The following is a 23,781-nucleotide window of genomic DNA, read 5'->3' as shown; positions in this document are numbered from 1 at the left end:
CGCTTATTTCAAAAATTGAAAAATATTTTTAAACAACAAGTTTTAACTGCTCCATTTCCGGTTTCTGTTCACTCTGATACTGATCGTAATACTGTACGATCCGCTCACTCAGAATGGTGTTCCTTGTCCCGCTGTCATCCGTATGGATTGCCTGACAGACTGCAGCCCATTCCCCTACCAGATAAACCTTGCTTTTCGCTCTGGTCACTCCGGTATAGAGAATATTGCGCTTCAGCATCATATAAAAGGCTTTTACCCAAGGGATGATGACAACCGGACATTCGGAACCCTGTGCCTTATGGATGGTTGTTGCGTTAGCATGTTCGATCATTTCCATCTGGTCAGCTTCATATTGCACCTGCCGCCCATCCGGGAATCCGATCACTGCCCTGGCATTTCCATCCTCATCCGTGATACAGTCCAGTATCCTGCCCAGATCGCCGTTACTCGCCATCTCGGTATTTTTATTCTGTAAAATCTTATCGCCAACCCGGAACACCTGACTGCCGATATGCAGTTCCTTCTTCCCTGCGATTGGCGGATTTACAAAATCCTCCAGAGATTTGTTCAATTCATCCACTCCGGCAGCACTGCGTTTCCGATACGGAGTCAGGATCTGTACCTGATCCATGCCGTTTTTTGCAATCTCGTCCAGATAAATCCTCCGGACAATCTCTGCCGCTTCATCTGCTCCTTTACAGGCAATGAACTGAAAATCCTCCCCAAAGCTCAGATTAGTCTTATTCTCCTGCATCAGTTTTGCATTATAAGGTATGCTGCTCAAAGCGCCCTGCCGGTAAACCAGATCCAGTACCGTGACCGGAATCAGCCCGCAGGCAATCAGTTGCCGGAACACATCCCCGGCTCCTACGGATGGAAGCTGGTTCTTATCCCCGACTAAAAGGACTCTGGCATGTCTGCTAACCCGCCGGAAAAATTCATAGGCAAGATGCATGTCCACCATGGACACCTCATCTACATTTAGAAATCCGGCAGACAGGTACTCAAAATCCGGTTCAAAATCCGTATCATCTCCCAAAAGCCCCAGGGCCAGATGCATCGTGGATGCATTTTCACAGCCGGTACTCTCCACCATACGTCTTGCCGCACGTCCGGTCGGAGCCATAAGCTGTACCTCTGACCTGCATAACGCCTGATGGATATAGAGAATCACCTTGAGAACCGTTGTCTTTCCGGTTCCGGGACCTCCGGTAATAATACTGATGGGATGTGCAAACACCATCCGCACTGCCTGTTTCTGTGTTTCTGACAGCGTGATCCCCAGTGTCTTCTGTGCCTTTTCCAGCTCCGGTTCAATGGACAGCAAAACCGGCTTCTCCAAAAGCCGTCTGGCTATCATGGAAGCGGTCTGTGTTTCTTCTTCATACTGCCGGATAGAATAGATCCGTTCTTCCTCCACAACAATGCTTTTTTGCAGCACCAGCCGGTAAAGCACCTGACTGACATCCTGCTCCGATACTGCCATGACCTGCAGATCCCGGTTCAGCATTTCCAGTGCTTCCCTGATAACCTCCTGACGCTGCTTAAACAGATGTCCTTCTTTCATTGCCTGATTCATGATATGTCCGATGCACCCGGATATCCGCATGGGATCATTGAGTGCACAGCAGCACTGTCTTCCGATCGCATCCACAGTCAGAAACCCGAAGCCTTTGACTGCACTCAGCATGTAAGGGCGGTGCCGGATAATATCCACCGATTCATTTCCGAATTTCTTCAGAATCATATTCACTTTTTTGGGTGTTACCTTAAAAGGCGCCAGAAACGTCATCAGTTCCCGGAACACCTGGTTTTTTCCATAGGACTCCACAATAGCAGCCAGCTTCTTCTCGGAAATTCCACGGATCTTCAAGAGTTCCTGCGGGTTTTTTTCCATGATTTCCAGTGTCTGAAGCCCAAACTTCCGGAAAATAGTATCTGCCATCTTGGGACCGATACCTTTGATTGCACCGGAAGAAAGGTATCCTAAGATACCCTCCTTTGTCCGTGGTACAACCTCCATGAAATTTTCCACCTGATACTGAGTTCCATGCTCTCCGCTCTCCCATCTGCCTTCCATCTCAAGCTCAATCTCGTCTGTAAGCGGAAGACCGAATCCAATCGCTGAGAAGCCGATGATATTCCGGGATGCCAGATATTTGTCTCTGGCTGACAGGGGGACAGACGTATCCTGTGTGGTGAATATGGCAATCGTATACCCATTCTCCTCATTCTGGAAAATCTTATGTTTAAATCTGCACCTCATTGTTTATATCCCTCCAGCTTTTTATCCGCATCCGTTCATTTGGTTTTCTCATTACGCCGCCTCCTTCTTAATTCGGAAAGTACGGCTCTCCGTTGTTTTTGTATATTCCTCATAGATATCCGGATGCTGGTTTTTCAGCTTCTCCATCTGGTCTTTCCCAACCGAAGTACGTCTGGTCGGATTATAGGTAATACGGTAACGGTTCGTACCGTCCTCCAGCACTGCCTTGCAGCCCTGCCCCAGCTGTTCCACAAAAGGAACACTGATTGCCCGCTGTTCTGCTTCGATTTCCTTTTTCCGTTTTTCCAACTGTGACTTTTCCTCCGAAAGGGTAAGATACTTCTCAAGATTTTTTGATTCCAGACCGGAAAGCACAATTTCCGGAATAGATTTGTCTGCAAAACCACCATAATTACGGATATTTGCCAGAACCAGATCGGAATTCCCGTTATGCGGCGGTACTACATTTTTCAATACATGTTCCTGCCAGAAATACGTTTCCTGATCAATGATGTCTTCTTCCTCAATCAGATCACGCTCAATGGTGCGATACACAAACTCATTCTCGTTATTTCCATACAGGCATGCGATAAAGGCTTTCTGCATATTCATCACAGACAGATAATGCCTTACCTGCAGCACATAATGAGCTGGAATACCCTCATCAGCCCACTTATCTTTCGCATTATAATTGCAGGTTTTACATTCCAGAATCGCAAATGTCCCATCCGGCATACGAACAAAAAAATCCACATCTGCAAGCATGAACGGATATAATGGATGCCGGAACATGACACGTACCGGAAATACTTCCAGTCCGGTCTTTTTGGAAAAGATTTCTGCCACCAGATCTTCCAGCCGGTGTCCGACTTCCTTGGCAACCCAGTTGCTTTCCTCTTCCTCCTGAATGACCGGCTGCACACCTGTTTTGTTGTAAAACAGATCCCGGATAGTGGCAAATGGAGAGATCCCCATGATTGCCGCTACATCACTGCCGCCGATTCCTTTTTTGCGGTATTCCAACCAGTCTTCTCTTGACAGGTTACTGATATCCACAACCTTTTCCGGTGTATACTCTGCTTTGTTATTCATTCCAATTCCTCCTAACATTTGACTGCTCCATAAACGTCATATTTTTTCCAGTCTTTTATAAGCGCCTTCGTAATATCCTCCTCCAGCTTCAGGATGCCCTGTCCGGACATTCCTTCACAGGCTGCAAAAAAGGAGGCTTCATTCATGGCATAATAAAGATCATGTGCCGTACAGGCACCTTCCCCGTTCTGGGATACAAATAGCTCCACCACCTCATTCCGGATCTTCTGTTTAATGCCAAGTTCCTTCATCAGCAGCTTCAGGCAGTTCACCGGATTACGGATCTCAATGTCCATAAGCTGAGTAAGATTCTTCATCGCATCCACATAGCGGGCGCATACCTGCTCCAGATTTTTCCGGAAGTCCAGAATCGTTGCCCCTTTATCGTGAGCCAGCTTGATTGGACTTCCCAGACTGATAACGCCGTTTGGTCCGTCTGTCAAAAGCATCGGATACAGATTTGCACCGCTCGCTGCCACGTCAGATGTGGTAAAACGAAGTGCCGGTGACAGGATCTTCTCATCCATTCCGTGTGCATCCAGTGCTTTTCGGTAAGTATCCAGAAGTTCCTGACTTCCTCCGAGCTTCCACATGGCAGATACAATGGAATGGTCATAGATACCAGAGCCCTCCATGTAAACACTGCCTTTGAAATTCAGATTCAGATATTCGCAGGTTGTCTCAAACATGGCTTTCATATCAAGGATGCAATAATCATGTTTATCCCCGCCATGTACTGCGGAAACCTTTCCGTCCGCAATCTTAATCAGGGCATCCCCTTTTGCAACCCGCAGGCAGTAATTGACTACCTTCGCATATGTTGCCTTATCCAGCTTGCGAAGCCCGTCTCCATTGACACCTGCGCGGCTTAAAATGGTGCGGATGGCACAGTCACGTACCGGATAGGATTCTCCTCTCATTTTCAGTACAAGCTGCGTATTCTTCTCTGTATCCTCCAAAATTTCTTCCATGGATGCATCTGCCGCATCCAGATTTTGAGCCTCCTTTTCCAGTGGTGCCAGCCGTAACGTATTCGTTGGCTTTCTGATCCATTTGGCATTTCTTCCTCTCTCTGCCAGAAACTCCAGCAGATCTTTTACTTCTGCAAAGGATCTCTCAAATCCATCTGCATACACTCTTGCTTCATTCATGTTCTTATTCCACCTTTCTTAAAATAATATTTATCCATCAACAGCCGAAGCTGGTTGTGGCATGCAACTATGCCGAAACCTAAATGTAAGCACAAAAAAAGAATGAAAAGAGAGTCTTTTCTCTGTTCATTCTTAAAAGTCTGGTTTCTTCCTGAAAAAACAAAAGTGCCACGCAGCCAAAAAAGGCATACCGTGACACTCACTACAAACATAAACTACTTATGCCAGGAATCAGCTCCTGCTGTTTCCTGTAAGTTTGGAGATTCTTATGAATCCCGAAACTCCCCAAAAAGGGTGTGCATAAAATAAACTATATCAGTATACTAGCACAAGATATTCCTCATGTCAATTCAGGCTTATACTATATATGGTGTTTATATTTGTTCAAAATACTACATCTATTTTTCTACTACGAATTCAATCTTCTCTTTCAGATACTCCCGGCAGCCAAACCGAACCGTTCCACACTGCTTTGACTCCTCTTTCGCCTTTTCATTACAGCAGTCCAAGTAGGGACAATCGTTACATTGATTCCGCAGTGCTTCCTTCGCCCATTCAATTTCCTGCTCATTTCCTATAATCCGCACAGACATCCACTTCCTTTGCTATCATCATACCCCAAAATCCATTTTCTATCATCCATAATTTCTTTTTTTGTATCATTTTAGTAAATTACGGTTATATTACGGAATAATCACTATATTTCAAATATATCTCTATTTTATTCCGTAATTTGCTGTAAGTAAATAGTTTAAAATGTGGAAGAGAGGTGTAAATGTATGGATAAAAACTTTATTGGAGAACGCATCAGCGAACTGCGTTTAAAGAAAAATGTATCTGAATATCAGATGAGTCTGGATCTTGGCAAAAATAAAAGCTACATCCAGTCCCTCACTTCCGGACGTTCTCTGCCTACCATGCAGAGCTTTCTGGATATCTGTGACTATCTGGAAGTCACTCCTCAACAGTTCTTCGATTCAGAGCTGCACAATCTTCCTCTGATTGACAAAGCAACTGATCTGATGAAACAACTCGATGACGAGGATATGCTTGCGCTCATTTCCATGCTGAATCGTCTGGCTCTAAAACGCAAATAGATTTCCGTGGCTGCCAAATCAAGGCAGCTTTTATTTTTATCATTTTTTCTTAAAATTTTTCAATCTTAAAGGAAAAGCCCCTATTACTCAATTGAATGGGTAATATATCCATTCGCCGTACCTTGAAAACAAAAGAAATCTTTCGGGAGATTGATATAGGTGACTGCAGATAGTTTGCATCTTCGCACGCCTGCAGCTTAATAGTTACAAAGTAACACCGTTTTACGTGGCCGGAGCGGGCATAGGAACTGGCTTCTGAAAGAATAACATAGACTTTTGGGATTTTAGCTTATAGCGCTTTTATTAGAGAACTTTTACTCAAAATTTGATATAATAATAGACAGGTATCAAGTTGATTCCCTGTCTGTGGAAAGGAGATTCATGATAACTGTAACAAAAAGGGATTTGATTGAATTAGGCTACGGTCCTTCCTTTGCTGCTGATATTATTAAAAAAGCAAAGGAACTTATGGTAGAAAAGGGGCATACCTATTATCAATCCAGAAAATTAGACAGGGTTCCAAAAGAAGCCGTTGAAGAATTATTAGGGATTACTTTGCCCGATAAGCAAGAATGATCGTGCTTTTTGCATTTTAGTAAGGAGTGAAATCATGGCAAAAGATCCAATTAAAAAAGCAGAAAACGGCACTTATTATTTTCGAGCCAACCTCGGATATCATCCTGTAACCGGAAAACAGATTCAAAAATACCGCAGCGGATTCTCAACAAAAAAAGAAGCCCGTGCCGAGTATTCCAAATTGATTCTTGCATCAACGGAAGAATTAGCTGATAAGAAGGAAGACATTACCTTCAAAAAGTTTATTGAAGAAATCTATCTTCCGTGGTACAAAACTCAGGTGAAAGAAAGTACCTACAAGAATCGTTACTCGACCATTCAAAAACACTTTGCCTATTTCTACAAGAAGAAAGTGTCCGAAATAGAAGCGATAAATGTACAGACCTGGCAGCTCAAGTTGGCAAAACAATTCAGTCCAAACTATGTACGCATTGTTCAGGGAATGTTATGTTTAGCTTTTGACCGGGCGATTATCCTCGGACTTGCAAAGAAGAATCCTGCCCGCATGATCGGCAATATCAAATCTAAAAAAGTAAAGATCGACTTCTGGACTTTGGAGGAATTTCAGAAGGTAATATCCCTGCTGTACAAAGGTGACTACTACGAGCACTATCTCTTCATCTCGTTCTGGCTTTTATTTATGACTGGAATGCGTATTGGAGAGGCTGCCGCCTTACAGTGGGATGATATTGATTTTGAAACAGGTATGCTGATTATTAGTAAAACACTGTACTATAAAACAATGAATGACTACAAATTCGTTGAACCTAAGACGCAGGCAAGCAACCGTACCATTTATATTGATGCTGATACCATCAAGGAATTACAAGAATGGAAGGCTGTCCAGGCAAAGGTTTTACCAAATTGTGGATTCGTACTGAGTTATAACAGTACACCCACCAGCAAAACAACGCTTCCAAGAGCATTAGAGAAATTGGCAAATTTAGCTGGTGTCCACAGAATCAAAATTCATGCCCTGAGACATTCGCATGCTTCCCTGCTTATCAGCATGGGCGAAAATCCACTGCTGATTAAAGAGCGTCTTGGACATGAAAAAATACAGACGACACTAGGAACTTATGGTCATCTGTATCCAAACACCAATATTGAGATTGCAAAGAAGCTGACCGGGGTTCTCAGCTACCAGTCAGCTTCTCAAAGTATTGCTAATTATACCAGTAATCAGCATACTGCAATGTATCACAAAGAAATATAAAAATGCAATGATAATGCAATTTCAAACACCCAAAGCCGCAAAGCCCCGTGGTTACGGGCTTTGTAGCCCAGCGTGAACTATTCAAACTCGGCGTGTCCTTTGTTGCTCTTAACTATATTTGTTTAAGCTTTATGCAAATACACACCGTTTTTTACTTCAATTACATCATTTATTCTGGCTTGCTGATTTTCTGTTGCCAAAATGTTGCCACTCTGTCTAAAACTTTGGGGCAATAATCCCAAAAGATTATTGCCCCAAACATAACATTACACAACAATTATCAAAATACAATCTTATCTAGTAATGCATAACCATATAGCTAACTTACCTAACAAATATAGTATATCCAGTTTTCATCAAAAAGTCAACTAATATTTAAGGCTGAAGCCAATAACTGTCTGGACGGGCAATTAGTCTTGCATTATTATATGCCATTTCCGTTGTAAGACATGTATGTCCATAATAAACGGTTCCATCATCACTCAGAGATAAAACCAAAGCTAAATCTGGTTTATCTGGATTCGTTAAGTATAAAGGAGCTAACAATTGAATTTTGTCATTATAAAATTGCGGAACAACCGTTTTATAATTAGCTTCTATGCGCTTCTTAACTGACCTGATAGCCCCATCAATTAAATTCTGACAAAACTCTTTACCATTAGCACGTAACTGTTCAGGTATTCTCAAAAAATTTTCCTCGTCATACAATATATGATCCCACTGTGGAATGATGTCTAACTTAATATCATATATTAACGCACTCGGATCATCAAAATAACTTGCTCTCTGCAAATCTAATGCAGCAGAATTAGAAATATCTGCAAATTTTATCGTGTAACTATTGTAAAACGCAGTAAATCTCCACTCTTGAAATCCAGCTATCGGATTTTTAATGCAATAAAAGTAAATTGGCTGCCATGTCTTATCATATAATCCTGTATTAAAACAACCCACTTTATCATCCATATAAATATACTTTTGCTTATCACTGTCAGGAGCTTCTTCTCGTTCTTTCCACAATTTTTCAAAAGTAAAATACAGATAATTTCTCAAGATACCAAAATCTTCTTTTCCTGCATAACTCCATTTTTCAGCCGGTAAATCATTCGTTGCCAACATTTGTAATCTATTTGTAAAAAATTCATAATTGCCCAAAAAACTCCAATCCTTAAGACGCATATATTTTTCTCCATTCAAAATAAAATCAGCTTAGTCTATCGCAACCATTTCTACATCCTTATTATAGCAAATCCTCGCAGATTAACAACCTATTTTTGAAATGTTACGCAATAGAAGCTCATTTTCGGAGATTTAGATTAAAGTATCGCAGCACCTTTTATCATCTCTGAAATCCCTTGAAAAATAAGTCTTTCGGAGCGCCTAATGCGTAACATTCTGCTCCAGCCCCATTTCCTTTATCACTTGCTTTGCATTATCCGCTTTATCACTGGGTACAATAATTGCAATCCTATCATCAATACCTCTGCCCATGCCATAACGTACAGACGCAAATCCGGCATCTCCTAAATCCTGTCCGTATGCCATAATACCGTTATCTTTCAATGTACTTATTATCATTTCCGCCTGCATATTTCCGTCCGCTATAAATACATTTACAGGCTGTTGCTCTTTAACCAGTACAGTCTCATTGTCCGGCATACTTTTTTCTCTTCTTTTATGATTGAAACAAGCCAGTATTCTCAATACCCCAAAACCAACTATGGCAATTCCCACAAAAAATATAAGTGCGCTATGAACCGCTTGAGACGTTGTTGCGCCTAATCTGATATAGCAAATAACCAATGCCACCGCAAATACTCCGGCACATATCACAGCTATCAACGCATCTGTAAATGGCGTACTTTTGAATCTGGAACCAGTCTCCCAAACTCCATTATAGGTCATCACTCCAATATAAGCCGCTCCACCAACAAGTAAAACAGCAGTTTCTCCTGCCACAATCGCCAATTCTCCCACCATGAGAAGCTGAATAATTATCACAGCCGCACAAATAGCAAAGGTTAGACCAAATGCAATATTTCCGGCTTTTGTTACCCTCTCTTTTTCCAGTTTGTTATAGTCTGCCACTTTAGATAATGTTTCTTTCAATTCTTTATCCATACTCTCGCTTTTCCTTTCTCCGTCCAAAATTTCTTTCACTTCTACATTATAGAACTCTGCCATTTTGATAAGGATACTTAAATCTGGCATATTGGTTCCTGTTTCCCACCGAGAGATCGTTCTTCCCGATACAAGAAGAATTTCTGCAAGCTGTTCTTGTGTTAATCCTCGTTCTTTACGAAGCACCTTTAAAAATTCTCCTATCTTTTTCGTATCCATTCCTTTCCCCTCCTTTCACTTGCACATTACCATAAATGTCTACAGCAAAACACGACACAAAGCGAGAAATGCCCTATTTTCGCCATTAGACACGATTGTCTAATTAAATTTTCTCATACTGCAAGGTCATTTTACCAGATACCTGCTCAATTATCCATGTAATTTTAAAAACAAATAGCAAATCCCCACCAGCCAGTCAAGAGTAAACTGAACGACTACGCCGCTCTTGACTAACTGGCGGAGATTCGCTTCATGGCAGCTAAGAGGGCTTTAAGCAGCCCTCTGCCTGTCAGCGGGCTTCCCGATTGTATTTTCTCCTTATAGCCCGTTTCTGCTCGGCTTCTATCTGTTCCTGTTGCTTCGCCCGGTTAATAACAGCGTTTACCTTTTCAGAGCCGACCACCGCCTTTATACGTCCAAAATCTGCCGCCACTATCCGCAGTTCCCTGTTTTCGTCTAAAACTTCTTCCAGCCTGTTTGTCAACCGCTCGTTTCCGCTCCGTTCCCTGTTATAAGCCGCTTGCAGCTTCGTAAATTTGTTTGAAATATCCAGATACGCCGAATAGATAGAGCGCATAACTTGAACCATTTTCACTACAAGAGGTTTCGCCTTTTTCTCCCGGTATGATTTTGCAGATTCTACAACCGCCGCTTCTGGAAGCGTCTGCTCCGGATCTGCGGAAAAATCTGCCGCCAGCTTCTCCATGTTCTTAACCATAGGGGCAAGTTCATTCATGCGTTTCTGGTATTTATCCGCCTGCTTCTGCGCTTTCTCTGCTTCCTGCCGGGACTCCTGTAAATCTTCCTGCAAGGAGCGAATCTCATCATCAACCTGTAACAACTGTTCATGCAAATCTTCGTTGATTTCTTGAAAAGCGGCATTTTCTTCCTGCAATTTCGCTTTCTTCGCTTCCAACTCTGCAACTTCCTTTGCCCTCTCCTTTTTCTCAAAATCCAAGACGGATAAATGCTTTTCATGTGTGCCTTTCTTCTCCCATTCAATCCCATGTTCCAGCATGACAGCGGCAAGCTGTTCTTTCTCATAAGTCACCCACTGATTTAATTCTGTTTCACGTCTTGTACCGCCTTTAAAGCCGAGAGCAGATAACGCCTGTTTCAGTGATACTCTTGTATCAAGCCCCCGCTTGCTTCCTGTCGTATACGGTACAAAATCTATGTGCAAGTGGGGCGTTGCTTCGTCCATGTGAAGATAGGCAGCAAATACTCTCAAAGTGAGATTGCGCTGCCGGAAACCTTGCATATATTCATCAAGTACCTTTGCCGCAAGCTGTCCGTCCTCTGTTTTTGCCCCCATATTGTCCTTATCGCCTATCTGCACAATGATTTCATGGAATGGTTTTTCCTGCTTTCCACGCAGTATTTTATTGTAATAATCATCAATCCGGCGGTCACTTCTGGTCTGTTTCTCATTGTACCGGGCAAGTGCTTCATCAAACAATTCGTGATATACGTCTTTAACATTTTCGTTGCAGTATTCCACGTTCAGACAACTTCGCTCCGGGTCAGTATTCTTTGCATGGAATTTTCTGCTGTTATGGTTGACAGAGCCTTTTCCTGTCATAAAGCTGATCGTTCGCTTCAATCAATATCCTTTCTCCCTGTCCGGGTAATCAGCGCCGGATACGGCGTATAGGCTTTGTTACTTTCGCCGAAAGTAACGCAAAAGCACTTTTGACAGCCGTTCCGTCCATCAAAAGCTGCCTTTGCGCTCTGCCGAGGGCTTTTCCGTCCTACGGACGGAGCGGCTGTTCCCGCCGCTTTGCTTCCGCCGCCATAGCTTTTCGGATAGCCGAAAGTACGTTTTCCACCGTACATTCCTCCCATCCGGCAAGCCATACCAGCGTCCGCATTTCTGCCACAGTCAGTTCCACATCTCCAAAGATTTCGTTGAGTGCAGCAATCCTCCGGGCTTCACTTTCGTATAAATATTTGTTCACGTTCCGAGTTCCCCATTCTGGCTGAATTATCATTGAATCACACCTTTCTCGTTGTCTTCTATCCACAGGAGCGTAACACGCTCCTGTCTATTATCAAAGGAAAACTACCAGCGGAAGTTGTCCGACACTCCACGTTTTTCCAGGTATTCCTGTCTGGCTTTTTCCCGTTCTTCCTGTGTGGGCGCAGTCTTATATTTCGCATATAATTCATGGCGCACCAGCGAATCCAATTTCTGCTCCAATCCCTGCCGGATTTCATTCAGACAATCATCATCTTCCATTAGATGATAGCGGAGCAGAGATACAAACAATTCATAAGGAATTTGCACGTTTTTCATCACTTAATCCTTTCTGCGTCGGTTTGCGTCGATAGCGTCGATATTTTCTATACCAGCCCGCTGTAAAAAATACCGTCGCAACCGACGCATATCGTCGCTTTTACTCTCTCGGCTCAAGCCGTTTCAGAATAATCTTCCTTTCATGCCCCCGCTTATTGTCATAGAAAATTCCATAATCATTAAGCAACTGGCTATTGACTACATTCAGCTTTCTGGAAAGCACGTTTGCCTGTATCTGCATATCCGGCAACTGGCTCACAAGTTCTGTTGCTGTCCCCTCCCATTCCGGCTTATCTTCTGTCAGAAAATTGTTGATTGCTTCCAGCAGGGGATTCGGCGGCTGTTTCCACAGTTCCGTTTCTGCCTTTTTGAATTTCCAGACGCAGCGCTCCCGGTCAAACTCTATAGTCAGTTCCTGATCCGGCTGGTCACGCCCCACTATATCCATGACCGCCTCATTGTCAGTGCGCTTTTTCTTGTGCATGATAAACGCCCCGTCTGCCGCTCCAAGCAGCCCGTTCGTGCCGGAAATCATATCAAAGCTGTCCTCGGATTCCAACTTGCGTGTGTGATGAACCACCAGCAGGCAGATACCGTATTTATCGCTGAACGACTTTAACTTTGTCACAATCTCGTAGTCGCTGGAATAGCTGTACCTGTCCCCACCGACCTCACGCACTTTCTGGAGCGTGTCAATGATAATCAGCCTTGCGTCCGTATGCTCTTTCAGAAATTCCTCTAATTGTTTGTCTAAGCCCTCATTCAAGGTCTTTGCCTGTGTCGCAAAGTACAGGTTATCCGCACATTCCACACCGAACATACCGGAGAGCCGCCGCTGAAGCCTTGCATAATCATCTTCCAGTGCAAGATACAGCACCGTACCCTTTCGGACAGGATAATCCCACAGCGGAAGCCCCATTGCCACATGATAGGCAAGCTGTCCCATAAAGAACGATTTCCCAACTTTCGGCGCACCTACAAAAAGATAAGTGCCGCCATAGAGAAACCCGTCCACAACCGGCGTTCTCGGCGGGTAGAGTGTATCATACAGTTCCGTCATGGAAACGGTTTGAAGCCCGCCGCTCCCGGATTTCTCCGGGTTTTGTGCGGCTTGCAGATTGATTTGTGCTGTTTCATTTGCTATAATTTCATTGTAATTTTTTAATTGCGGCTGCGCCCCATCTGCGCCAACAGATGATACGGGAGCAGTCGTTTTCATTTTTTCTGTCATTCATCTTCTCCTTTCAGACCGTCTAATGTAATTGCGATTACCTGCAACGTGTAGAGCAGTTCGTCATTGTCCGGGCTTAATGCTTCCAATCGCTTCAATTTCTCGTAGATAGCCGCCATTTGATTTTTCAGAGCCTTATACACCCTCGGATTGCCCTGTACTACTACGTCCCGGCACAGCAGCCGCCTTGTGATATAGTCCTGCTTTGTCAAACCCGACAATGCCACCAAATCGTTAAGCAGCTTCGCTTCTTCGTCCGATACCCGGAACGCTACTGTATGATTGCGCCACCGCCCTTTATAATCAAGTGTTCTTTCCATTTGCGTCCTCCTTTGTCATTCGCTCCATTTCCAGTTTTTCTGCCATTTCCGTCTGCACCGTAGGAAACAAGTGGGCGTAGCGGTAAGTGATTTTCTCCGCTTCATGCCCCATACGATCCCCAATCGCCAGCACTGAAAATCCCATGTCTATTAACAGGGAAACCGCACTATGCCGGATGTCGTGAACGCGAATCTTTTTTACGCCCGCCTGCTTTGCCCCTCGCTCCATTTCGTGATTGAGATAGGATTTTGTGACCGTAAACAGCCGCTCGTTCGGCTGAATGTCGTAAAGCATTTTGATATATTCCTGCATTTCCTCACAGAGAAATGGCGGCATTTTGATTGTACGGTTACTCTTTTTCGTTTTCGGGCTTGTGATAATATCACTCCCTTTAGATCGGTGAAATGTCTTGCTGATTGTGACTGTCTGCTTCTGGAAGTCAAAATCAGCCGGAGTAAGCGCCAGCAGTTCGCCGGAGCGGATTCCACACCAGTAAAGCATTTCAAAGGCATAATAGGAACGGGGCTTATCCATCATGGCTTCGGAGAATTTCAGATATTCCTCTTTCGTCCAGAAGTCCATTTCTTTCGGAACCTCATTTCCCATTGTGCCAGCCCGCCTTGCCGGATTGTAGGGCAGGTTATAGAAGTTCACAGCATGGTTGAAAATCGCTGTAAGCTGGGCGTGTATGGTTTTCAGATAATCCGCCGAATAGGACTTCCCTTTCTCGTCCCGGTACGCCATGAGTTCATTCTGCCATGCGATAATGTCTTTTGCTTCAATCTCCGCTATCTTCCGATTCCCGAAATACGGTAAAATCTTTGTGCGGATTATATGGCTTTTGGATTCCCATGTGCTTTCCTTGACACGCTGTTTCTTGTCGGCTTCGTAAACCTCAAAGAAACTGGCAAACGTCATATCCAGCTTTGCACCCTGTTTCAGCATGGCTTCATGCTCCCACGCCTGTGCTTCCCGCTTCGTAGCAAATCCCCGTTTCTGGGTCTGCTTCCGCTCCCCTTTCCAGTTTGTGAAACGATAGATTACCCGCCACGTTCCCGTAGCATTGTCTTTGTATACAGCCATTCAAATCATCTCCTTTCCTCTTAATCGCTGTAACAGACCTTTTTATGAAAAAATGTAGCGTTCACACGACCAGCCACCGTCAAATAACCCTGTTTTTGTAATTCTGCGTTCAGTTCCCGCACAATCTGGTAGGCTTTTGACTTTGACACCCGCAATTCCGCTGCCACTTCCTCCACAGTCATAAATGATTTTTCTACCATTCGGTTATCCTCCCCTTTCTCAATTTAACTATTTTTGTTTAAGTTATATCCATAATACTAAATAAATTCCGTTAAGTCAAGTGGTTTGCAGAAAAATCTTAACTCTTTTTATTTAAGTTCCTCTTGCTATTCCTATTGCACCATGTTATACTAACTTCAACAGAAATGTTTAAGTCAAGAATGGTTGTATCACTATAACTACAACGGAGGTTTTATTATGGCAATCGGCAAACGAATCCGCTTTTTCCGCAATCGGAAAGGCATGACGCAGAAGCAATTAGGCGAAATCCTCGGTTTTCTCGGAAAGACCTCTGATGTCCGTATGGCGCAGTATGAATCAGAAGCCAGAACGCCGAAGCAAGACCTTGTAAAAGAAATGGCACATATCTTTGATGTCAGCCCGCGAGCAATCACAGTCCCGGAGATTGACAGCTATATCGGGCTTATGCACACGCTCTTTGCGCTGGAAGATATGTACGGGCTGAAAATCGGAGAGATTGACGGAGAAGTGTGTCTGCGACTGGACAAGTCCACCGGCTCCACCTATTCCTCCATGTTTGATATGTTCCACGCATGGCAGGAACAAGCTGCCCGTCTGGAACAGGGAGAGATAACCAAAGAGGAATACGACCAGTGGCGGTATAAATATCCTGAATTAGATACCTCGAATCACTGGCATAAAGTAGTCCCCTCAAAGGAGTTAAGCGACTATCTCACAGAAGCCTTGAAAAAGGACACTGAATCCCAATAGAGCGTGTTATTTTTGTCTCGAAATACACAAAAAAACCTTGCCGACTTTCAGCTTCATTTCTGAAAATCAGCAAGGTTTTTCTGTTATTGAAGTATTCTGTTATTTAGTGAGTGATACCCGAAATGTTGCCAAATCGTTGCCAGTGCTTAAACAAATTTGCTTGCATCCCGCATAAATAAAGGCTTTTTCAAGTTCATATCATCACTCAAACTCAATCGTTCCCGGCGGTTTACTCGTCAGATCATAGAATACTCTGTTAACCCCACGAACTTCATTGATAATTCTGCTCATTACTTTATCAAGTACTTCATACGGAATCTTCGCTGCCTCAGCAGTCATAAAATCTACCGTATTCACTGCACGAAGTGCAACTGCATAATCGTAAGTTCTCTCGTCACCCATAACACCAACGCTTCTCATGTTGGTCAGGGCTGCAAAATATTGTCCGATGCTGCGGTCAAGTCCCGCGTTTGCAATCTCTTCTCTATAAATTGCATCTGCATCCTGTACGATCCGTACTTTTTCAGCCGTTACTTCTCCGATGATACGGATTCCAAGTCCCGGTCCCGGGAATGGCTGACGGAATACAAGCTTCTCCGGAAGTCCAAGTTCAAGACCTGCCTTGCGGACTTCATCTTTGAAGAGATCACGAAGTGGTTCAATGATTTCTTTGAAATCAACATACTCCGGAAGTCCTCCTACGTTGTGATGAGACTTGATTACTGCTGATTCTCCGCCAAGTCCGCTTTCTACAACGTCCGGGTAAATCGTTCCCTGTGCAAGGAATTCCACTGCACCGATCTTCTTTGCTTCTTCTTCAAAAATACGGATAAATTCTTCTCCGATAATTTTACGCTTTGCTTCCGGTTCTGTAACTCCAGCAAGCTTGTTGTAGTATCTTTCCTGTGCATTGACACGGATAAAGTTCAGGTCAAACTGACCATTCGGTCCAAATACTGCCTCAACTTCATCGCCTTCATTCTTACGAAGAAGACCGTGATCTACAAATACGCAGGTAAGCTGTTTGCCGATTGCTCTGGAAAGCAGTCCTGCTGCCACAGAGGAATCAACTCCGCCTGAAAGCGCAAGAAGTACTCTTCCGTCCCCAACTTTTTCACGGATTTCCTGGATGGTATTTTCAACAAATGCATCCATCTTCCATTCGCCGACACATCCACAGACATTCTTTACAAAGTTGTTGATCATCTTGGTTCCTTCCGGTGTATGAAGCACTTCAGGATGGAACTGGATTGCATAAAGCTTTTCTGCTGCATTTTCTGCTGCTGCTACCGGACAGTCTGCTGTGTGTGCAGTAATCTCAAATCCCGGTGCCACCTGCGAAATATAATCAAAATGGCTCATCCAGCAGGTTGTTGTTGCAGATACATTTTCAAATACTTTGGAATCTTTCTTGTCGATGATGACTTCTGTCTTACCATATTCTCTGACGTCAGCTTTTTCAACTTTTCCGCCAAGTACGTGAGACATAAGCTGTGCACCATAACAAAGACCAAGTACCGGAATGCCAAGCTTAAAGAGTTCTTCAGAATAAGTCGGTGAATCCGGTTCGTAACAGCTATTCGGTCCTCCTGTCAGGATAATTCCCTTCGGGTTCATTGCTTTAATCTTTTCGATATCAATCTTATAAGAATAAATTTCGCAATATACATTACATTCCCTGACACGTCTTGCGACAAGCTGGTTATACTGTCCACCAAAGTCAAGTACAATCACTAATTCGTTCTTCAAGGTTTTCCTCCTGTAAAATACGATCCTTTCAGACCGCTTTTTCTATTTATTGCTTTTGTATTTTATTATAGTAGAGCTCTGGATGTTTTACAAGCATTTTCTATCGCCCGAACCAAAGTTTGAACTCTGGTCTGCAATTAAAACTCATATTCAAGCATCATCTTTCTAACACAAATGACAACTTTCTTCTGTATTTACACAATTGCCCCATGTTTCCACTTTCCATTAAAGTACCGGATAATAAAACAGATTGCACGTACTACCCAGTCGATCACCATTGCAACCCACACGCCAAATACTCCCAGTCCCATATATTTTCCTACCAGATAACTGAATCCGATCCGGAAAATCCACATCGACACAATCGATGTATACATACAGGCTTTTGCATCTCCTGCCGCACGATACGCTGCTGGAAGAGCAAATGAAAGTGGCCAGATAATCATTGCACTGATTCCATGGAAATGAATAATATTTGTTGCTGCCGCAGCTGTCTGATCTGACAAATTGTATGCTTTCAAAATCAATGGAAGTGCAAGGAAAATAAGTGCTACCGTTCCCACCATTGCCACATAAATGATCGCAAGCAGTTTTTTCAGATAGTAATGTACCTGTTCATAGTCATTTGCGCCGACGCACTGGGAAATAACTGTCGTAATTGCCAGCGAGATCGCCATTCCAGGAAGAATCTGGAACAGCGCAATCGCATTGGAAACTGCATTTGCCGCAATTGCATAAGTACCGAAGGTTGAAACCAGACTCAGCACTAAAATTTTACCCAGCTGAAACATACTGTTTTCCAGACCATTGGGAACCCCAATTGCAAGTATTTTCCGTATCATTCTTCCATCAAACCGGATTTTCAGTGTCCGCTCAATATGCAAGATACGTGTCTGATTGCAGAGCAACACTGTTATCACTATCGCGGCAACCATTCTGGAAATCAGTGTCGGTATTGCAACACCCGCCGTTCCGATCCGTAATCCGAACACAAGAATTGCATTTCCGGTTACATTGATCGCATTCATCAAAAGTGATACCCTCATGGATACCTGCGAATTCCCCATCGCACGGAAAATTGCTGCCCCACCATTATATAACGCGATAAATGGAATCGAAGCTGTTACAATTAGCAGATAAATATCTGCATGTCCTTTTACTTCCGCTGTAATGTGACCAAATACCTGATTCAGAATTATATCTTTTCCGAAGTAAACCAATATCATGATCGCAACCGCACTAAGACTCACAAACCATACCAGCTGTGTAGCCGCTTTACATGCTGATTTTTCATCTTTCCTGCCAATATACTGTCCGGCAACAACTGCTCCACCAGTCGCCAGTGCTGCAAAAATATTGATGATCAGAATCATAATATTGTCAACCAGCGACACGCCCGACACAGCTGCTTCTCCAACATTTGCAACCATAATAGAATCTGCCATCCCAACAAAAACTGCCAATAACTGCTCGATTACCAAAGGTCCGATCAGATTTGCCAGTTCCTGATTGGAAAACAGATAATGACTTCGATCCTGTTTTTGTTTCGTTTTCCCCATTCTTCTCTTTTCCTGTCCCTTCTCTTTTGTATATCCCCGTTTTCTCTATTTTATACTGTAAAAATGTAATACACCATCTTTTTGCAAAGAAAAGGATTTTTTATGCGTGCTGATGCAGGTACTTTTCTCTGGTAGCAAGTCCGCCCCGGATGTGCCGTTCCGATTTGTTCAGATCCAGAACCTTTCGCGCCTCACCTGCAAGAGATGGGTTGATCTGGAGAAGACGTTCTGTTACATCTTTATGTTTGGTTGTTACATTTTTGAACGGTTTCATTTTCATCAATTAATACAGACTCATCTAAGCCGAGATCACCAAGCAAACGTAAGTAAATATCTACATTTCCATCCTTATCTACTTCTATCTTCTGAATCAATCGCTTTAACTGCTGATTGGTCATCTGGTGTACATCAGTAATGTCTTCAATTTCTTTAAATGTATTATTTAAAATATTCTCTAACTGTTCCCCTTTGGTTAAATGATAAGATACCATCTTGAGTTCATTTTCTATTCGTTCCATTTCCTGACGAGAGCCACCAATCTTCTCATTCAACTCTTCACGAGAAATCAAATCATCCGTATACATATCCATATATTTTTGTCTGGTCTTTTGCAATTTAGCAAGTTCTGCATTTAATTCTTTTTCGTACTCTACATTTTCATCTTTAGCTTTATATACACGCTGAAACTCATTTACCACATGAGCAATCACTTTTTTCTTTTGTTTCAATACATTTGTAAAATATTCCTGCAGAACTTCAATGAGTTCTTCCTCGTCCACAACCGTTTTATTTGGGCAACTATCTACTCCCCGGCCGTTTCGCCCAGAGCATACCCAGCGTACATACGTGTTCTTATAAGTACGAACCGTTCTCCGGAAGGACCAGCCACATTCTTTGCATTTAATCAGTGTCGAAAACAGATGTTTATTACTCTGCCGTTCGTGACTAAGATTAAATGCATCATGTCTGCCTCTTAAAATCTCCTGTGCTTTTTCAAATGTCTCATCTTCTATGATTCGAAGTTCCGGCCGCTCCACAACCATCCATTCAGTCTCGTCCTTGTCTCTTCTCTGACCAGTCAGGAAATCACTGACTTCTTGCTTGCCATTGATAATTTTTCCGGTATATATTTCATTTGTCAAAATACGGCAAGTTGCATTCTGACTCCATTTGCAATTTCGTTTTGTCTTATAACCTTTTTCATTTAACATATTTGCAATCTTGGCCGCACCGTAACCTTCTTCTGTATACCACTTGTAAATCTGCTGTACAACTTTAGATTCTTCTTTATTGATTGCAAGATTAAAATAATCTCCGATTGTTTTATCGTATCCATATACAATATTAGGAACTCGTCCTTTTTCTGCGTTCATCTTCTTGCCGAACTTTACACGCTTGGAAGTATTTGCACTTTCTTCCTGTGCCAGAGCTCCAAAAATGGTGAGAACAAACTCGCTGTTTCCCATACTGGTCATATTCGCTGTTAAGAATTGTGTCTCAATTCCCAATGATTTCAGCTTACGGACATTCTGTAAAAGATCTACAGTATTTCTTGCAAAACGAGAGATGTCTTTTACAACAACCATATCAAATAATCCATGCTCTGCATCAGACATCATGCGAAGAAATTCTTTACGATTTTTAATTTTAGTTCCAGAAATACCCTCATCTGCATATAATCTTACTAAAGTGTCCCCTGTGCGCTTGGTATATTCTGAAAAGAATTCCTTTTGGGCTTCCAGACTGTTGAGCTGATCAGCTTTGTCGGTGGAGACTCGGCAATAGGCTGCTATGTTCATAATGCTACCTCTCTGTTATAGTTATATCGTTCTGTTACATCTTTTATTATATCGTAATACGCAAATATGTAAATAAAAATCGAGAAATTTGTATTAGTTTCATGTCTAATACAATTTCTCGATTTTTTCTATAGCTCTTTCCATTCATAATGAATATTTCCAATATGTACTACCTTTACTCCTACACAATCGAATTTCTTTTCATCAAAAATAGCATAATTAATTCCGCCTTCAACCAAGGTACTTTTATATCGTATTCCATCATAACCCAAATGTTTTACATAATCACATATATACTGCGTAGGAACATAGTCTAATGCACGATCAAATCTTCTCATAGGCATCGCGACTTCATTTCCAATTTTTCGGATAATATCAATATTGATTGCAAACCATGTCATATCAAAATCTGGAATTGAAAATGGACCTATTTTATCAAATAAACTTAAATCAACTATTTTTAAATCCTTTATTTGACAGAATTCACCTACCGATACATGATCATTATCCCGAGCTCTGACTTCATGAAAAGTTGTTTCTTCATCACTTGCCAAATATAAGCATTGTATTCCCTCCGAATTCGTTCGTCCTGCAGTAGTTAACGGAACTGGCGGTACACCCATCTTTTTGTTTGAGTAACCTTTTAGATAACTCTCTTCATCACATATCCTAGATCGATATAAAGTCAAACTTCCCGCCGGAATATCAACAAGCATATTATCTAATAAATTTTTCAATTCTCTAAAATTAACTTGTTGCGAATGAAATCGATTAACATGTTTTATATTATAGCAAAAATCATCCCAACTATATGTTTTCAAAATGCACTTACGCTCCATTTCATCTGCTGAAAATAATTCTCTAATTGTAACTTTTTCATCAAACAGTTCCGGCTCATCTTGATAACGTTGGCTACATATAGCTTTGATTATCTTTTGAATACTCTTTTCATCTACTTTAAATACTTTCCAACGAGCCAAAAATGTATGCAAATATCCCACTCTTGCATCTGTCTCAGACACTCTTAAATGTTTTGCAACAGTAAATGCATCCATAATTTCTTCTAAATATCCTTCTAAATAATGATCTTCATTTGTATCATAAACAATGCATTCCTTCTTACCTTGAATTTCACATTCTCCATGTCGATTTTCACTTGCAATCATTGAACTAATCTGCTCATCCATAAAGCATTCTAAGCCAATTTGCATTACTACTTTCCTCCCAAGAAATTACTGACCAATTCCAAATGATGCATAATTGAGTACTTTTTTACAGTTCCTAAACCTGGATATTTTCCTGAATTATAGCAATCATAAAATCCTTGTAATCCTAATGTATTCTGAACATTATTTTCCTCGCACCAATATACTAACTTTTCCAAAGCCTCTCCAAATTTTCCACCAGGATCTTCTATTCCATCATTAGAATCAGATACAAAATGATGTATTCTCAATTCTTTCTTTTCGTTAAAATAAACTATATGAATTGCAACCGCAACAGGAGCAAAACCAGATTCATTAAATTCTTCCCCTACAACAGAATAATCTGCAAATCCTACATAATTTTCATTTTGAAAATACAAATGACTATCTGAAAAGAACTCATCCTCATGTTCTATATAATCTATATTTCTTGATCTTTTATTGAAATTATCTTCAAATAACACTTTAGATTCTGAAATCACTCTTCTAAAAGCTCTATCATCTGGAATCAATGTATATCTTGGCAAAGATTTATCATACACCTCTAAAAAATCATCTAAACAATCTCTATCCGGATTTATTATCAATCTTTCCGTTTTTAATTCATCCGTCTTTAATTTAACTGCGCTTTTAGCACTCATAATATACGATTTAATAATTTTATTATGTTTTGTTAATAACTCATACAACTCATTTGCGATTTTAGAATTCTCCCTTCTCATTTCATTTATCTTTTTAGGGAAATCTCCTACAGCTGGATTAAATACTACTGCAATTTCTCTATCATGATTAACAAAGCATTCTAAAGTTTTCAATAATGTTGCCGATGGCTTTACTGGTTCTATAATCGGAATAATCTCTTGTCCAATTCGTTCACTTTCTAACAATTCTCGTAATGCAATCAACTCAAATTGTCTTCCTCGTAAATAAGGAAAATACATTCTATACACCTCCATATGCTTGATTAAGAAAACATCTTATTTTCTCATAATCTTCTGATTTCAAATCCATAAAATAAGCTAAAAATTTCAATTCATACGGTATTTCTTTATATTCATTTTTTATAATTTTAGTTCTCTTTTTTAACAATTTCAAAACCCATTCATATGATTCTTCTATAGGCATCTTCTCAAACAATTTTCGGCATTCGGAATAATATTCAAACGCTGATACATTAGGTAAAAATCCATATTTATTCAAAATTATTTCTTCATACTCTGGCTTTCTCAAAATCTTATATATAATTTTACTATCCAATGCATTTCTATACTTTTCTGGTTTTTGTATTGTTTTTATTGTTCCACGATTCTGCAATACGTATATTCCAACTGGTTTTCCGATGCTATCTATCTTTTTTTGTATTGCTGTAACATTTTCATTATATGTAACTACTGCTACATGATCAAACGCTTTAAAATAATCATTAATTTGACTTTCCAATCTTTCCAAATTATCTAGTTCAGTTTTAATTTCGTAAACAACAGCTTTTCCATTTATCAAAACAAAATCTGCCTTTGATTTTGCAATAGGAATTTCTGTTAAAGCAGTCGTTGTATTTACACTATGAATCCCCAATAACAATTTATTTAAAAGCGTGTTCTTATAATAATACTCGTTTCTGTATTCCGTTTTTAAAATATTATAAATTTCGCTAACCAATTCGGAATTAGTTTTTGTTGAATCATAATTGATATATTTTTTTATCACTTGCCCATATATTTTATCATATCCCTCTTCATAACAGTGACGAAAAGTGTTCCGAGAAAAAAATTTATTTAAAATATTCAATTTATTCTTTTCCACACCTTTCACCTCCATTATCCATATCTGTTAAAATATTATACCAAAT

23 protein-coding genes and 1 pseudogene are annotated in these 23,781 nt (G+C 41.3%); 4 read left to right on the top strand and 20 right to left on the bottom strand.

The window, feature by feature from the left end:
• Window positions 1-28 precede the first annotated feature (28 nt).
• The 4 genes from recD2 to NQ556_RS00840 all read right to left on the bottom strand — a co-directional run bounded on the left by recD2 (window position 29) and on the right by NQ556_RS00840 (window position 5,096).
• Window positions 29-2,266, bottom strand: coding sequence for an SF1B family DNA helicase RecD2 (gene recD2 / locus NQ556_RS00855; RefSeq protein WP_204575763.1), 2,238 nt, complete (start codon window positions 2,264-2,266; stop codon window positions 29-31).
• Window positions 2,267-2,317: 51 nt separating this feature from the next.
• On the bottom strand, window positions 2,318-3,376 hold the full coding sequence (locus NQ556_RS00850; protein ID WP_005333354.1) for a YqaJ viral recombinase family nuclease: 1,059 nt from the start codon (window positions 3,374-3,376) through the stop codon (window positions 2,318-2,320).
• A complete protein-coding gene (locus NQ556_RS00845) occupies window positions 3,370-4,509 on the bottom strand; it encodes a hypothetical protein (protein ID WP_005333353.1) in 1,140 nt (379 codons plus the stop codon). The genes NQ556_RS00850 and NQ556_RS00845 overlap by 7 nt, the downstream gene beginning before the upstream one ends.
• A 398-nt stretch (window positions 4,510-4,907) precedes the next feature.
• A complete protein-coding gene (locus tag NQ556_RS00840) occupies window positions 4,908-5,096 on the bottom strand; it encodes a 2-ketoisovalerate ferredoxin oxidoreductase (RefSeq protein ID WP_425458801.1) in 189 nt (62 codons plus the stop codon).
• A gap of 192 nt (window positions 5,097-5,288) precedes the next feature.
• On the opposite strand from NQ556_RS00840, the gene NQ556_RS00835 reads away from it, so the two are divergent.
• From NQ556_RS00835 to NQ556_RS00825, 3 genes are all read left to right on the top strand, one after another.
• A complete protein-coding gene (locus tag NQ556_RS00835; RefSeq protein WP_005333350.1) occupies window positions 5,289-5,606 on the top strand; it encodes a helix-turn-helix domain-containing protein in 318 nt (105 codons plus the stop codon).
• Between the two features lie 381 nt (window positions 5,607-5,987).
• Window positions 5,988-6,182 carry a DUF3173 domain-containing protein gene (locus tag NQ556_RS00830; RefSeq protein WP_005333349.1) on the top strand — a complete coding sequence of 65 codons (195 nt, stop codon included), beginning with the start codon at window positions 5,988-5,990 and terminating at the stop codon, window positions 6,180-6,182.
• 34 nt (window positions 6,183-6,216) lie between these two features.
• A complete protein-coding gene (locus NQ556_RS00825) occupies window positions 6,217-7,398 on the top strand; it encodes a site-specific integrase (RefSeq protein ID WP_005333347.1) in 1,182 nt (393 codons plus the stop codon).
• A 375-nt stretch (window positions 7,399-7,773) separates the two neighbouring features.
• Here NQ556_RS00825 and NQ556_RS00820 read toward each other — a convergent pair whose 3' ends face one another.
• The 9 genes from NQ556_RS00820 to NQ556_RS00780 all read right to left on the bottom strand — a co-directional run bounded on the left by NQ556_RS00820 (window position 7,774) and on the right by NQ556_RS00780 (window position 14,869).
• A complete protein-coding gene (locus NQ556_RS00820) occupies window positions 7,774-8,577 on the bottom strand; it encodes a DUF3825 domain-containing protein (protein WP_107000554.1) in 804 nt (267 codons plus the stop codon).
• A gap of 201 nt (window positions 8,578-8,778) precedes the next feature.
• Window positions 8,779-9,738: a helix-turn-helix domain-containing protein gene (locus tag NQ556_RS00815; protein WP_008374019.1), complete on the bottom strand. Its 960-nt coding sequence runs from the start codon at window positions 9,736-9,738 to the stop codon at window positions 8,779-8,781.
• Window positions 9,739-10,027: 289 nt separating this feature from the next.
• Entirely contained in the window at window positions 10,028-11,320 is a 1,293-nt protein-coding gene (locus NQ556_RS00810) for a plasmid recombination protein (RefSeq protein ID WP_008374021.1), read from the bottom strand.
• A gap of 169 nt (window positions 11,321-11,489) precedes the next feature.
• Window positions 11,490-11,696, bottom strand: coding sequence for a hypothetical protein (locus NQ556_RS00805; RefSeq protein ID WP_233430202.1), 207 nt, complete (start codon window positions 11,694-11,696; stop codon window positions 11,490-11,492).
• A gap of 104 nt (window positions 11,697-11,800) precedes the next feature.
• Window positions 11,801-12,034 (bottom strand): hypothetical protein, encoded by a 234-nt coding sequence (locus NQ556_RS00800; RefSeq protein WP_008374025.1) that lies wholly within the window; start codon window positions 12,032-12,034, stop codon window positions 11,801-11,803.
• 100 nt (window positions 12,035-12,134) lie between these two features.
• Entirely contained in the window at window positions 12,135-13,265 is a 1,131-nt protein-coding gene (locus tag NQ556_RS00795; RefSeq protein ID WP_107000555.1) for an AAA family ATPase, read from the bottom strand.
• Window positions 13,262-13,585 carry a plasmid mobilization protein gene (locus NQ556_RS00790; RefSeq protein ID WP_008374029.1) on the bottom strand — a complete coding sequence of 108 codons (324 nt, stop codon included), beginning with the start codon at window positions 13,583-13,585 and terminating at the stop codon, window positions 13,262-13,264. The genes NQ556_RS00795 and NQ556_RS00790 overlap by 4 nt, the downstream gene beginning before the upstream one ends.
• The gene (locus NQ556_RS00785) at window positions 13,569-14,669 is read right to left on the bottom strand and encodes a site-specific integrase (protein WP_008374031.1); all 1,101 of its coding nucleotides are present in this window, start codon (window positions 14,667-14,669) and stop codon (window positions 13,569-13,571) included. Before NQ556_RS00785 ends, NQ556_RS00790 begins: the two co-directional genes overlap by 17 nt.
• A gap of 20 nt (window positions 14,670-14,689) precedes the next feature.
• On the bottom strand, window positions 14,690-14,869 hold the full coding sequence (locus NQ556_RS00780; protein ID WP_008374033.1) for a MerR family transcriptional regulator: 180 nt from the start codon (window positions 14,867-14,869) through the stop codon (window positions 14,690-14,692).
• Window positions 14,870-15,086: 217 nt separating this feature from the next.
• Between NQ556_RS00780 and NQ556_RS00775 the strand changes: the two genes are divergently transcribed.
• A complete protein-coding gene (locus NQ556_RS00775; protein WP_008374034.1) occupies window positions 15,087-15,620 on the top strand; it encodes a helix-turn-helix domain-containing protein in 534 nt (177 codons plus the stop codon).
• 201 nt (window positions 15,621-15,821) lie between these two features.
• Here NQ556_RS00775 and guaA read toward each other — a convergent pair whose 3' ends face one another.
• The 7 genes and pseudogenes from guaA to NQ556_RS00740 form a co-directional block, all read right to left on the bottom strand.
• On the bottom strand, window positions 15,822-17,369 hold the full coding sequence (gene guaA / locus NQ556_RS00770; RefSeq protein ID WP_008374035.1) for a glutamine-hydrolyzing GMP synthase: 1,548 nt from the start codon (window positions 17,367-17,369) through the stop codon (window positions 15,822-15,824).
• A gap of 194 nt (window positions 17,370-17,563) precedes the next feature.
• Window positions 17,564-18,928 (bottom strand): MATE family efflux transporter, encoded by a 1,365-nt coding sequence (locus tag NQ556_RS00765; RefSeq protein WP_173698802.1) that lies wholly within the window; start codon window positions 18,926-18,928, stop codon window positions 17,564-17,566.
• Window positions 18,929-19,028: 100 nt separating this feature from the next.
• Window positions 19,029-19,181 (bottom strand): annotated as a pseudogene (locus NQ556_RS00760) (sporulation transcriptional regulator SpoIIID); the annotation flags it as partial.
• Window positions 19,168-20,727 carry a recombinase family protein gene (locus NQ556_RS00755; protein ID WP_173698800.1) on the bottom strand — a complete coding sequence of 520 codons (1,560 nt, stop codon included), beginning with the start codon at window positions 20,725-20,727 and terminating at the stop codon, window positions 19,168-19,170. The gene NQ556_RS00755 and the pseudogene NQ556_RS00760, both read right to left, overlap by 14 nt.
• Before the next feature lie 128 nt (window positions 20,728-20,855).
• Complete coding sequence (locus NQ556_RS00750; RefSeq protein ID WP_008374041.1) at window positions 20,856-21,938, bottom strand: RES family NAD+ phosphorylase; 1,083 nt, start codon at window positions 21,936-21,938, stop codon at window positions 20,856-20,858.
• 2 nt (window positions 21,939-21,940) lie between these two features.
• The gene (locus NQ556_RS00745) at window positions 21,941-22,873 is read right to left on the bottom strand and encodes a sce7725 family protein (RefSeq protein WP_044999176.1); all 933 of its coding nucleotides are present in this window, start codon (window positions 22,871-22,873) and stop codon (window positions 21,941-21,943) included.
• 1 nt (window position 22,874) lies between these two features.
• Window positions 22,875-23,735: a sce7726 family protein gene (locus NQ556_RS00740; protein ID WP_204575761.1), complete on the bottom strand. Its 861-nt coding sequence runs from the start codon at window positions 23,733-23,735 to the stop codon at window positions 22,875-22,877.
• Window positions 23,736-23,781: the final 46 nt, after the last annotated feature.

The sequence above is a fragment of the Coprococcus comes ATCC 27758 genome, from assembly GCF_025149785.1.
Taxonomy (GTDB): Bacteria; Bacillota; Clostridia; order Lachnospirales; family Lachnospiraceae; genus Allocoprococcus; species Allocoprococcus comes.
Note: the sequence above shows the minus strand (reverse complement) of the source record. Positions and strands in the feature narration are given on the sequence as shown.